The organism is Desulfosporosinus sp. (genome assembly GCF_014237355.1).
Taxonomy (GTDB): Bacteria; Bacillota; Desulfitobacteriia; order Desulfitobacteriales; family Desulfitobacteriaceae; genus Desulfosporosinus.
On the sequence record NZ_JABZFS010000013.1, the window covers coordinates 11,242 to 24,128 of the forward strand.

At 40.5% G+C, this 12,887-nt stretch carries 11 protein-coding genes and 1 pseudogene; 2 read left to right on the top strand and 10 right to left on the bottom strand.

Annotation, left to right across the window (positions count from 1 at the left end; all coding sequences use genetic code 11):
* Nucleotides 1-156: 156 nt before the first annotated feature.
* Entirely contained in the window at nt 157-1,638 is a 1,482-nt protein-coding gene (locus tag HGJ98_RS02070; protein WP_291349332.1) for a sigma 54-interacting transcriptional regulator, read from the top strand.
* Here the strand turns inward: HGJ98_RS02070 and eutH are convergent.
* The 10 genes and pseudogenes from eutH to HGJ98_RS02120 all read right to left on the bottom strand — a co-directional run bounded on the left by eutH (nt 1,633) and on the right by HGJ98_RS02120 (nt 12,132).
* A complete protein-coding gene (gene eutH / locus HGJ98_RS02075; protein WP_291349333.1) occupies nt 1,633-2,874 on the bottom strand; it encodes an ethanolamine utilization protein EutH in 1,242 nt (413 codons plus the stop codon). The genes HGJ98_RS02070 and eutH overlap by 6 nt on opposite strands.
* A 204-nt stretch (nt 2,875-3,078) precedes the next feature.
* Nucleotides 3,079-4,494 (bottom strand): annotated as a pseudogene (locus HGJ98_RS02080) (trimethylamine methyltransferase family protein).
* 112 nt (nt 4,495-4,606) lie between these two features.
* A complete protein-coding gene (locus tag HGJ98_RS02085; RefSeq protein WP_291349334.1) occupies nt 4,607-5,242 on the bottom strand; it encodes a B12-binding domain-containing protein in 636 nt (211 codons plus the stop codon).
* Nucleotides 5,243-5,631: 389 nt separating this feature from the next.
* Nucleotides 5,632-6,471 carry a pyrrolysine--tRNA(Pyl) ligase large subunit gene (gene pylSc / locus HGJ98_RS02090; RefSeq protein ID WP_291349335.1) on the bottom strand — a complete coding sequence of 280 codons (840 nt, stop codon included), beginning with the start codon at nt 6,469-6,471 and terminating at the stop codon, nt 5,632-5,634.
* 232 nt (nt 6,472-6,703) lie between these two features.
* A complete protein-coding gene (pylC, locus tag HGJ98_RS02095; RefSeq protein WP_291349336.1) occupies nt 6,704-7,843 on the bottom strand; it encodes a 3-methylornithine--L-lysine ligase PylC in 1,140 nt (379 codons plus the stop codon).
* A gap of 74 nt (nt 7,844-7,917) precedes the next feature.
* Nucleotides 7,918-9,174, bottom strand: a complete 1,257-nt coding sequence (locus HGJ98_RS02100; RefSeq protein WP_291349337.1) for a PocR ligand-binding domain-containing protein — start codon at nt 9,172-9,174, stop codon at nt 7,918-7,920.
* Nucleotides 9,175-9,526: 352 nt separating this feature from the next.
* On the bottom strand, nt 9,527-9,703 hold the full coding sequence (locus HGJ98_RS02105; protein ID WP_291349338.1) for a hypothetical protein: 177 nt from the start codon (nt 9,701-9,703) through the stop codon (nt 9,527-9,529).
* Nucleotides 9,704-9,830: 127 nt separating this feature from the next.
* Nucleotides 9,831-10,583, bottom strand: a complete 753-nt coding sequence (locus tag HGJ98_RS02110; RefSeq protein WP_291349339.1) for an alpha/beta hydrolase — start codon at nt 10,581-10,583, stop codon at nt 9,831-9,833.
* 145 nt (nt 10,584-10,728) lie between these two features.
* A complete protein-coding gene (locus HGJ98_RS02115) occupies nt 10,729-11,169 on the bottom strand; it encodes a GyrI-like domain-containing protein (RefSeq protein ID WP_291349340.1) in 441 nt (146 codons plus the stop codon).
* Nucleotides 11,170-11,235: 66 nt separating this feature from the next.
* Nucleotides 11,236-12,132 (bottom strand): YafY family protein, encoded by an 897-nt coding sequence (locus HGJ98_RS02120; RefSeq protein ID WP_291349341.1) that lies wholly within the window; start codon nt 12,130-12,132, stop codon nt 11,236-11,238.
* 306 nt (nt 12,133-12,438) lie between these two features.
* On the opposite strand from HGJ98_RS02120, the gene HGJ98_RS02125 reads away from it, so the two are divergent.
* Nucleotides 12,439-12,873 (top strand): NapC/NirT family cytochrome c, encoded by a 435-nt coding sequence (locus HGJ98_RS02125; protein ID WP_291349342.1) that lies wholly within the window; start codon nt 12,439-12,441, stop codon nt 12,871-12,873.
* Nucleotides 12,874-12,887: the final 14 nt, after the last annotated feature.

Below are 12,887 nucleotides of genomic sequence, written 5' to 3' on the forward strand. Positions count from 1 at the left end.
CTGTAAATACACCTTTACAGTAAGCTGCCACTTACTAATAAAAAAGATGTAATATAATTTTTCCATGGAAAAAAACAATTACAGGTCGGATCCATCAAACTCTGCTTCTTCGGAAAAAGCTGCAATCTAAAAAACTTGGTTTTGGAGGATTTTTCAGTGAATAATGATGTTATGAACGAAAAACTTCAAAAGGAAAACGAAGAATTAAAGAAAGAGAATGAATTGCTTAAAACCGTTATTGATAGGATTCACGAAGCTGTATATATCGTTAATGAAAAAGATGAAATTATTTTGTATAATACCGAATCGGAAAAAATGGAAGGTCTCGATAGAAAAGATCTTTTAGGGAAAAAGGAAGAGGAGGTATTTTCTCAGCCTTACTACTTTTCTGAGGAAGTAACCAAAAAAATTCTAAAGACGGGGAAGCCCCTGATTAACCAGCCCTATTGGTATAACTTAAATGACGGAAGAAAAACGAATATGATTTTTAGTGCATATCCTTTTTATTACAAGGGTCAAATCACAGCAGTTTACGTTATCTTTCGCAATATGAATCAGCTCAGTGATTTTATAGCTATTACTTTAGAGATGCAGAAAAAATTTATCAAAGACGAACTTAGTCGTCATGATGGAGCTATGTATCTCCTCGACGATATAATCAGCATAAACAGCAAGATGAAAAAGATTACGGCAGAAGCACGAAAAATAGCTCGCCGTAACTCTCCAGTAATAATCGTAGGGGAAACCGGTACAGGCAAAGAACTATATGCTCAGGGGATTCATAATGCCAGTTTGTATTCGAGAGGTCCTTTTATCCCTATTAATTGTGCCGCTATTCCAGATACACTTTTGGAAAGCCTGCTCTTCGGAACGGTTAAAGGTGCTTTTACCGGTGCAACCGATATGCCCGGCCTCTTTGAACAAGCCGAAGAAGGAACTATTTTCTTAGATGAAATTAATTCCATGTCCTTGTCCCTGCAGGCTAAACTGCTCAGAGTACTCCAGGAAAAATCAGTGCGGAGACTTGGCAGCAAAGATCAGATACCCCTTCATTGCAGAGTCATAAGTGCTGCAAATATGGATCCAATTGAGGCAGTTAAAAAACAAATCATGCGCTCTGATTTATACTTCCGTTTGGCTACCATTACCCTAAATATTCCTCCCCTAAGGGAGAGAAAAGAAGATATTGAAGTTTTGGCCAGGCATTTTATTAAAAAATACAATCATCAATTTGGCCTATTCGTTAAGGATATTTCGGAAGAAGTGATTAGTTTCTTTGAACAATATGACTGGCCGGGCAATGTTCGGGAATTAGAAAACTTTATTGAAGGTGCAATGAATTTTATTCATTGCAAAGAGAAGATGCTGCAGCTGGATCATGTACCTGAATACTTTGAAGAAAGACTTTTTCTTCTTAAGAAAGACTCTCAAAATAATACAGACTATAAAAATCAAAAAAAACCAATTCATACCGGAACGCTTCAGGATGCTTTGTTGGAAACCGAAAAAAATATCATCGAGAGCACCCTAATGCGCAATAACGGGAATATTAGCCGATCAGCCAAAGTACTGGGGATATCCCGGCAGAATTTACATTATAAACTTAAAGCATTGGGAATTACGAACAAAGAGTTATAGTCCTTGATTGTATTCCTTTCTATTTTCTATATTGGTCTTTCGTTCATGCTCTTCGGCAATTTTGATGGCTTGGGGAACGGATAGTTTATCAGCTATAAAAATGCCCATAATCCCCCCACATAATTGTCCGCAGAAAACAGGTACGATTAAGGTTGGTTGGAAATTAGCGGTGAAGGACAAATAATCTCCCAAAAGATAACCGGCACAAACGCTGTAGGCAATGCACTTAACCTTATCCTGCGGAGACATATCCTTAACCGTGGCAAACATAGCTAAGACGTTGGCAGAGGCAGCTAAGAGCCCGGCACTGCCAGAGAAAGTTAACCCTAATTTTGTCCCTATTTTCGTTAAGGGTTTCTGCAAATACTTTTTCAGCAAATAGACCATAGGAAATGCTCCAGCCAACATAATTCCGATAATACCCGAGATTTCTAATGCCCTGAAGGTTTCTTCCTCATCGGCAATAAAAGGATCAAAACCCCATCCGCCTAAAACCTTGGAAAACACTCCAGTGAAGTATTCTATAATCGCAAAAGCGACCACCAGTTTTAAGGATGACATAAGTATCTTGCCATAGATCATAAAGCCCTTAATCATCTTCTTAGGTATCAGCTTTAGCCCCAAAGCGAATAAAACACAAATGATAATTAAAGGAAGAAGGTTAATAAAAATAGTACCTAAACCTAAGGTCAATACATACGCGGCATCGGCATTCGTGGAGATAGCTTCCCGAACCGGAATATGAGTAAAGAAAAGGATCATGCAAGTGACAAAAACCCCAAAAGGAACTGCCAGCATTCCGGACATCATACCTAAAGCTAAATATGGGTGATCTTTTTTATCTAACATAGTTAAGCCGATGGGAATATTATACAAAATTGTTGGTGCCGCCATAATACCCACCACCATGGACATGATCCAAGCTTCAGTTGATTGGGCAAGGGCCTGGGCTAAAACATATCCCCCTATATCGCTGGGAATAAAAGTCGTTGCAGCTATAGCCAAATCCGCACCTATAAAACGATAGATTGAACCAAAAACCTTCTCAATAAAGATCGTTAAATATGGAATAGAGATCATAATTCCTGCTATAGGCAGAAAAATAATTCCTATGGTTTCTATACCTTTGATAAATGACTGTCCCAATTCAGAATCCTCTTTGATAACCGAAGCGAGAGCTCCCGCTAAACAACAGGTCATGATAATAAAAATTATTGCTTTACCAAATATAATCATCAATATCTCCTCCCGACAAATGTTTTTAGAACGTTCTTGACAACAGAAGATTAAAACGGAGGAAATGCACCTACATCTCCTCCGTTTTTCCAGCAGTGTTTTGCTTACTAAATAAGATGGCACCTACCACTTATCCGGTAAACCAACCACTGTTTGTCCTTCCAGAATGCCTCACATTGGGGTTTTATGAGGTTTCATTAATAATTATTTTTCTACCTCTTCGATGATATTTCTGAGTTGTTGTTGTACTTCTTTATCCAAAGGTTCGGGTTTGTATTCGTTGAGAATTTCTCGGGCCTTTTCAGCGGCACGCTCTCCAGCATCTTTGCCCCCGGTCTCCCCTTCCCAGATTTGGCGCATTTTCCGGTCAAACAGATTTGCCCTGGATTGCTCTTGTTTAACATGCGCCATGGTATGTTTTTCCAACAAGTAGTGCTTGCCGCTGCCTCCGCCTACTCGCTTGATTAGATCAACCGCCAAGGTTTCATCGTTAACTTCCACACCACGAACCACTCGTTTTACCATTTCTGCTATTTCGTTATCGATGAGCAGTTGAGCATAGCTGAAGGTTACCCCTAACTCCAGCATTCCCATCCCATAAATCAGGTTAACTCCTGCCAAGGCCGGCAGCAAAGCCGTCATGGTCTTTTCATATCCTGCCTGGACATCACATAATTTGCTATCTGCCTATGTCCCTGCTGTGAAGCTGGGAAGTAAGTAGAACTGAGCCAAAGCAGCCACACCCGCGCTGCACATTCCAAGCTCCGGCGAACCCACTGGAGCTGTAGCAAATTGCAGGTCAAATGTCGTAGTAGAACTACCGTACATTACCGGCGCACCCTTGCTAGCGAGCTGGGATAAGGTAATCCCTGCGAGAACTTCGGCATTGTGCACAACTAGGGTACCGGCAATGGTTACTGGTGTGGTGGCCCCAGACATAGCCATTGACAATATATTGCAAGGTACACCTGCCCGGGCAAATTCCATGATAATGTCACAGCACTCTTTATGAAGCTGGAGGGGACTTTGCGGACAGGTTAGGGCTGATAAAACAGGCCGCTTCCTGAGATTATCCCAGCCGCCTGCAATAATTGCACCCATTTCAAGATATTTTTTGGCATGATCACCAGAGGTAAGGTCAATGTGCATAGCATGTTTACTAGTATTGCTCAAAAAAGCTTCAGCTTCATGCAGATCAACGGATACTTTAGGGCAATCCCTGGCTGAAACCGCATGGGAATAAACGTCAACTCCATCCAGATAATCGGCAACTAGAGCTGTTCCGGCAACGTCAGCCTTGGTTGTATTTCTTAAAACTCCTGTTACAGGGTCAATAATTTTTACTCCCGCGCCAAACGTGGTGAAGCTTACCCGGCTGCCCTCTAATACGCAATCGTTTTTGGGATTACGACCGGCAAGGGTAATGGTGCTCGGAGCAGACCTAATCGCATCTTCCACAAGGTGCGCAGGAATGCGTACAACGGATTCACTGCGGTCTACCATAGCCCCGGCATCTTGGAAAAGATCGAGAGCCTCTTTAGAAGTGATATGGACCCCTTCCTGCCAAAGGATTTCCAGAGTTGAATAATGAATTTGTCTTAATTCAGCGTCAGTGAACATACTCAGACTAAAACCATGTTTTTTAGGATTATCAGACCAAGGATTTCTTATGGTCACCTTTTACTCCACCTTTCTAAGAACATTTATTGAAGCCAAACCCTAGTCGGATAGGTTACTTGGCCAGTAAGCCTTTAGCAAGATCGCAAGCAGTAGCGGCATCCGGTGCAAAACCGTCGGCACCAATTTCATTGGCATATTCCTGAGAAATGGGTGCCCCACCAATAATAATGCGTACCTTATCCCTTATGCCCTCTTCCTTAAATAGCTCGATAGTATCTCTCATTGCTGGCATAGTAGTGGTCAGCAGAGCAGACATAGCGATCATATCAGCTTTTTGTTCCTTAGCTGCTTCTACGAACTTTTCCGGTGAAATATCGACGCCTAAATTGACGACTGTAAAACCGGCACCCTCCATCATCATAGCTAACAAATTTTTTCCGATATCATGAAGGTCACCTTTAACTGTACCAACCAGCACTTTACCTAATGAGGGAATATCTTTTTCAGCTATATGGGGTTTAACCAGATTAATACCTTCTGACATCGCTCTAGCTGCCATAAGTACTTCGGGAACAAACATTTCGCCCTTTTTAAATCGTGCTCCAACTACGTCCATACCAGCAATGAGACCCTGATTGATAATTTCCAAAAAATCCTTCCCGCTATCAATTAAACTTTGAGTTAGAGATTTTACTTGATCATCCTCACCCTTTAATACTGCTTTTGCTAAATCTTCATAGCCTGCCATAAAATATTACCTCCTATTGTCCTTTACTTTTAACCCTAAGTTCTTCTGACTTAATAGAAAATGATTATTCCCTCCTTTTTCTTTTCTACTTTGATCACACTGTTAAAAATAAGCAATATTAATGCCAAGCTTATAAAGAATTCAGAAAAACCAGATATATCAGGGACTTCAATGTTTAGCCGGTATTAAAATTAAGAGGACATCATCCGAACTGTAATCATGAATTTACAGTTCGGATGATGTCCTCTTAAAAAATAGGTGTAACTGTTTTTTACATAGAAAAATACAATTACACCTTTAATTGACTTATTAACAAAGCTATGACTTTAACTGGCAAAGTCATAGCTTTCGTTTTAATCCTATGAAACTTAGTCTGGATTTTTTCATAATTATTTTATATTTAACCTTACTCCATCCAGATAGGTTAAGCTTCTGGCCATGCTCTGAACATTCTGTGCACCTTCCCGAATCATAAGAAGCCTTTCCAATCCAAAACCTATGCCGACCCAAGGATCAAAAATCCCCCATTTCTCGTCCAAAAAATGAGGCCCCATAGCACCTGATCCCAGCTCAAGATCACCTTTCATCACATCTACAGTATCTCCATAGACCACAGACGATTCGGCAAGAAGCCCATAACCTTCAATTCCTGCTGCCTCCATAACCCAGCGAGCCATTTCTTCAAGCCGTTGATGCCGCTCTTCAAGGGGGGTACCCAGTTCTGTCAGGTTAAGCATCGTAAATTCATTCAGATGCTGCGCCCCCTGTGACTCTTTTCGATAGCAGGTGCCGATTTCAAATATCCGAATCGGTTTATCCCAAAGGCGTACGAGATCTCGCCACAGTGTATAAAGATTCGGAGCCAACATAGGCCGCAGGCATCGTTTAGCATCTAACCAAAAGACTTGTGAAAATAGCGGGTGATCGTCTGAAATCGTCATTTTCGCTAATGAAGTCTTCGAAATAATTGTCGGTGTAACAACCTGAACAAATCCTTGCTTGCATAATGCCTCTGCCAGTCTGTCTTCTAGTTCAGGTAAGGCCGGCCGGCGCTTCTCATCACGTAATTTTTTAAGCTGTAATTTCCCCTGCTTAACTAAGCTATGTTCGACAGCTTGGAATGCACGGTCGCGGCTTGATGTTTCAGTAAAGTTCATATCCAGTTGTTCAGACGATGCGTTAAGTTCTTTTAATCGTTGCAATTGAACCGTTGACCATGAAATACTCAAGAGATGAACCTCCTGTCAAAACCCTTAGACATAAAAATGGCGAGGAGTACGGGAGTTTCACCCGTCTGCACGAATTTAGAGTCCGTGTGATCGATTCGATCTACCCCCCATGTTGATTTTAGATTACCATTAATTCCAATTTTGTGCAAGCTAACTATCCAGGGCGGCTTTAATCCTTTCCGCTTCCCGCGTAAATAAAGCGGCCCAGCGGGCATACTCAGCAAGTTGTATTTCAACATTCTGAGTATTTCTCTATCCCCCACTCGTCTTTAATCGACTGGATGATCATGTCTCTTTTTAACCAAGCCTCTTGGATATTCACCCCGGTGATAATTAGTGCAGCCACCCAATCCGTTTTACCTAGAGTATAGTTAGAGATTGCTTCATCTGCTCCATAAAAATCCGGATATAAATATAGTGGACCAGCTTCAGCCATAATGTGTTCGCCGCAGATCTCAAGTCTATCATTTATTATATGGATGTGTTCGAAAATCACGCTTCTTTTCACGAATACATCAAACTCTTGCCATGGCTCACCTTGTACAAATGCGTTACCAATGATCTCCAGCATATTGATCCCTGTGGTATGATACACTGAGATTGGGGTTTGGCTAGGCAGACGAGCGTCGATTTCAAGAACCTTTAACTTTCCTTGATGAAGAATAGTTTCAACGTCCATAATTCCTTCAAGATTCAGATTTCGGGCTAACCTTAGTGCGATCGATTCAAATTCTGCTCTAAGATCTTCCGGTAAAACAGCTGAACCCACCACACGTTTACAATCATAGTTTTTGTCCATGTGTAATTCCGTGACTTGAAGAACTTTATAAACACCTGAAAATCCTATGACTTCCAACGAATAAGATGGCCCATCCAAATACTCCTCTAATACCCAATCCTTCAAACCATTTTCAAATAATTCCTCGAACTCTTGAGGATTATTAATTTTGTAAACCCCTTCGCTCCCACTAGCACCTGAAGGTTTCAAAATGATTGGAAAACCACATTCCGGCCACGGTAGTGGAGCAGGGACTCCAATTTTAGCAAACAATCTGTTAGAGTCAATTTTTGAAGAAGAAATAGCATAAGCATCCTTATCAAATAATAAAGGAGTCTTGGTAAATCTTGCACTTCGTACCAGACAATCTATTGCTTCTTGATTTTCAAGAGCAGGAATAATTAGATCAATACCTTTAAGTATCGGTATACACTCCAAAATTTTTGTAACGTCGAGCAAATAAAATTCATTACAAAGCACCGCCGCAGGAACCTCCGATTTTTTATCAATTAGGAGAACTTCCCATCCGGCTTTCTTTGCCAGATAAGTTGCCTCAACTCCCTGCAGTTTTCCACCTACTATTGCAACCCGCATATCAACACCCTCTTCGTCATCAAGCACTTTGCAGTAATTGTTATCGTTTCTTTTATGGATATAATTACAGTAGGTTATAAAGTGTATTGTCTGTATCTACTTGGAGCAATTCCCTCAATTTTTTTGAAAACTCTTGCGAAATAAGTGGGATCTTCAAAACCGTTCTTTTTAGCAACCTGTATAATATTGTATTGAGAGTTCTTTAACATCAATTTAGCGTTTTCTAGTCGTACCTGAGTAATATATTCCGATATTGTACAGCCAAGATTCTGTTTAAAAATTCGACTTATATAACAGGGACTGAGATAAACTGCTTGGGCTATGTCTTCAATGGTTATCTTTTTACGGTAATTAATTCTTACAAACTCTGCTGCTTTCTGAATTGCTTTGAAATTTCTTTGATATTTTCTAAGATCAGGCAGATTCATATAGTTTTCCAGCATATCTTTAGTCCGGGCGCAAATTTCTTCAGGTGTTGTTATTTCAAGCAACTCTTTATAAAATAAAAAATTATGCTGCAAGATCACATTTAAATCGGCTCCTCTGTTTACAGCGGCTCTTGAGATAATAATGACTAGTTCCATAACTCTGGTTTTAAAAGCATCGAAGTGTTCATGCTTAACTTCTGTGATATCAAATAATAATTGTTCGAGAAGCTGCTGAGCTGCTCGCTTTTCACCATTTCGCACCATCGTTTTAAGCTCATATTCTTTATCCAAAGAGTTAATACTCACTGCTCTTGACTCAATTATTCGCATTGCAACTTTAGGACGTTCGCAAGCCTGTATTTCTTCAGCCAGTCTCGCCTGCTGATCTGTGCAGTCCCTGCTTTGCGTTAAAACCTTTGTACCATTTTTCAATAGTTGATTCGACATAATAAATAAAAGATCAGCTGCCGCCTGAAGTTTATCACTAGACATAATCTCTAATTGGGTCGACGCCCAGTTAACCGCGAAAGAATCGACACTTTTACAGATGATAGAAAAACTATATTCATTTAAGACGATGGGCACGGCCCACATTAGCAAACCTGCATGACATCTAAAAATATAAGGTTCACCATATTTATCAGCCTCTGTACAGGCGCGGGCATAAGACCTCGTACACTTTTTTATTCCTATACTATCCTCTCTAATCTTTCGACAAAAGTTAGAATCTTTAATCTGATGATCCGTAGAATTAATAAGGGTATTCCCTTGAGTGTCAACGATGATAGCCTTCAGCCCGGTAGATTTCGAAAACGAACTGAGCATTTTTTTCAACAGATTCCACTCCGCTAGGTTCTCAATCCATTGTAATTCATTTTCAGAAGTAATATTTACTTGTATCACCTTCCCACCTCCGAAAGAAACTTATTTCAACTCGATCTAACCCTTTTCCTTAATTCCTTTAAGGATTTCAGAGATCATTGTCGCAACACCCAATTGAAGTGGATCATGGATTAACCGAGGTCGGATTTGATCTAACCCTCAATACAACATACCAGGTCCATAAATCATATTGGCACTTGCCAATACGGGAAGGAACCGTTTCGTAAAAACTCCTTTCATCTTTGATACCATTATAAATTGCAAAAAGCATGCCAAAACAAAAACAACACCAAAATGCCTGTTCAGCGGCATTTTGGTGTTAAATATCATTATAAGCGTCTATACTTGTCAGAATTTACTACACTAAGGTTTCTTATTTAATCAAAACTGTAACATTATTTTTACATAAAAATTTAAAATTACTAGGAAAATGTACTAGAATTATTACAAACCCAAGCTGTTTTTCTTTTAATGCATCTTTAGACCTAGAATACGCTGGGGCGGACTCTTCTTCAAAGCGGGTTTCTGCCACACTCATTAGTTGTTGCATCAACAACAGTCTTCACCCCGAATTTCTTGAGTCGTTCAGCTACTCCGATACCAATCTCAAGGGCAGCCTTCCGGTCACATTGATTGAGCCTAGTACAGTGTTGACAATTGCAGGGTTTGATAATATATTAATTTTCTTTGAAAAACTGCACCGCAGTCTTAATTACCCGATCCAATCCGCCCGGTGTCATAATACGGTGATCTGCACCTTTGACCTCAGTCAATCTCGCTCCGAACTGCTTTGCAAAGCGCCGAGCGTCTACCACCGAGGCGGTCTCGTCGGCGTCACCGTGGATCATCGCTATCTCCGCCATATCTGGCCGGCAGAGTTTGAATACATCATGCGCCTCTAGGTCGTCGTAAAATTCCCGGGTGAACTTCAGAGGGCGAATGTAATCAAAATCCGGCATAATGTAGCCCTGCTCCCTTAGCTGAGTGTATTGCTCCTGGGAAGTAATGTTCCTAAACAGCCTCGGCATATCCACTGCCGCACAGCGTAAAAAAGATTTCTTGCCCGCGTGGGTGCGCGTCGCCAGATAAATCAGATTAATGTACGCGCCAAAGCTGGACGAGAAGTAGGCGATCTCCGCCCCGAGCCTGAGCTCACGCACATGGGCTTCCACCGCAGTAAGGTCGTTTAGACAGTTGGATATCCTAAACTTCTCGCCGTCTACCGGGCTGTCACCATGGGCGGGAAAATCAAAGCTGTAAGTCCCAATACCGTGTTCCGTCAGTGCTGACGCCATAGACTTAGCCGTCGGACTTTCCTTGCTGCTACCGAGTCCATGGCTAATGATGACGATCCTCCTCTCGTCACCGCTCAAATTGTTCACGCATGGGATATCATAACCGTTTAATCCTCGGATGGTTTCTTTTTTCATGACAGCCTCCTTCATTCTCTTAATGAAGTATTTTAATCATGGTCTTTCCATGTTTTAAAGCTGAATAGAACTAACTAAGGTTTAACATTTAAAGGAAACAACGTTAGGGGCAGCATATTACCAGTAATTAGAAACACTAACCTGGTTATTTTAAGGCAATGAAAATATCAATATCTGCATTCTCCCAATCACTATTAAGATATTCTTCAAAATCTCCGGTAAAGCTTCTGTTTAAGTCCATTTTCCAGATTTCACCCCAAGCCTCGGCAACTGCTTTTTCCATATGCCCGTGTACCGAGAACTTCGCATACCTTCCTGCAGGAATTATTTTTACAGTCAGTTCATCATTTTCCGCTTTAGAAACCTCATTGCCGGCAGTAACGCAGTATTGGTCATCTGAGTAATCAGAATAAAGCCCGATGGCATACTCGTTAAGCTTATTTTTGATTGCGGCATTTACACCACCGTGATATAACGTTTCCCAAAGTCCACCGATAATTGTACCCATTTTAGGATCAGCATTGCCGGTAATTGCACTAACACCGACGATTGTTTTTTGCTCTAAATTTACGATTTCATAATTCATAATAATAACCTCCCTCTCTTTGATAAGGCTATTATACTTTGTCAAATACGACAGCTGTATGTCATATTAAAGATACAGTTTCAAAGTGTTCTGCAGTTCCGCTTGGACATCATTTCTCACGTCCAGCGGTTCCAAAACTTCACAATGCCTACCGAAGGTTGTGATGTAGTAAACTAACCATTCACCCTTTGGATAGTTAATATCCGCAATGAAACTTCCGTCCGCTTGTTGATCATAGCTATCGAATTCATCATATACCCGATAAGCAACCTCCGCAGACAGCTTTAGCTTTAGTTTAATATATTCTTCTTTAAACACGTTCTCGTTAGAAAGAATTTGGTTAGGAGATTTCCTCTGAAAAGTTTGCTCTGATACACAAAGCTCCCTGATTCGCCTTAACTTAAAGAAACGGAAATCACATCGTGACTTACAATATCCATATAAATACCATGCCCCACTTTTGAAGCAAAGTTTTAAAGGTTCTACTTCACGGGCTGTCTGCTGTCCTTTGGCACTGGCATAGGCAAAAGAAACGATTCTCTTGCCTAATATTACAGATTTAAGTGTATTGAATGTTACAGTTTCGTTCTGTGCATTAGACCAAGATGAAAAATCCACTTCAATCCAATCTTTATTTGATTCACCAAACAGGCTGCTGAGCTTTTTAAGCGCGGTATCTGTTTTGCTGAGATTAACAGCCTTTACAGCTTTTAACGAAGATAAAATATCGTCTCTTTCTTCATCCGTTATTACAGCTTTATTCAGCACAAAATCAGGCAGCAGTGAAATACCACCGCCCTTTCCTTTGCTCATATAAACAGGAATTCCTGAAGAAGACAACGTTTCAATATCCCGGTAAATAGTTCTTGTTGAAACCTCAAATCGTTCTGCCAGCTCCTTAGCCGTTACTGCTTTTTTATCAAGCAGGATATATACGATTTCGAATAGTCGGTTGATTTGCATTTAATCACCCTATTTCAATATACCCTTATAACATGACACCATCAAGTCATATTTAAATTACCTATGATTAAAAGTTGAACTCGACGGTTCCTTGAATAGCGCATCTTTCCATGGCATCAAATTGGTTTCAACAATGCTTGTGAGATTTTATGGTTAATTTTTGAAGGATTTAATCGATAAATCTAGAATAGAGTATCAATTACATAAAATTTACCATACCCTCTCGAAGCGACTTATTAGCTTCACGGATGAATTACTTATGATAGTTTTTAGAAAGCACCGATGAGAAGGGAGGCGGTCTCGGAATTGTCGAGGAAGAAAAAACTTTTGATTATTAGCGGTGCTCTTTCGCTTTGTTTTTGCCTAATCCTATTGACAAAATTACCTGCACTTGGTTTAGATCGTTCCGAGTTTTGTGGGCAATGTCATGTAATGGATGAACAGGTTGATACGTTTCTACATTCTGCTCATCGATTAGGAGCTAATTGTGGTGATTGTCATATTCCCCATAGTTTAGTTCCCGGTGCAATGTACAAGGCATACACGGGAACCAAAGATATCATTTCCGTACTTGCAAATAAAGACCCTTACGAAATCCGGATTAGTCCTATTGGCCGGAATATTGTGCAGGCTAATTGTTTGCGTTGCCATAGTGAACTCCTTCAGGCTGTCGGGGATACAAGCGAGAATGGAGGAAAGTATTGCTTTGATTGTCATCGTAGTACTCCTCATCAGAAATAAGTAAGGAGGGAAAA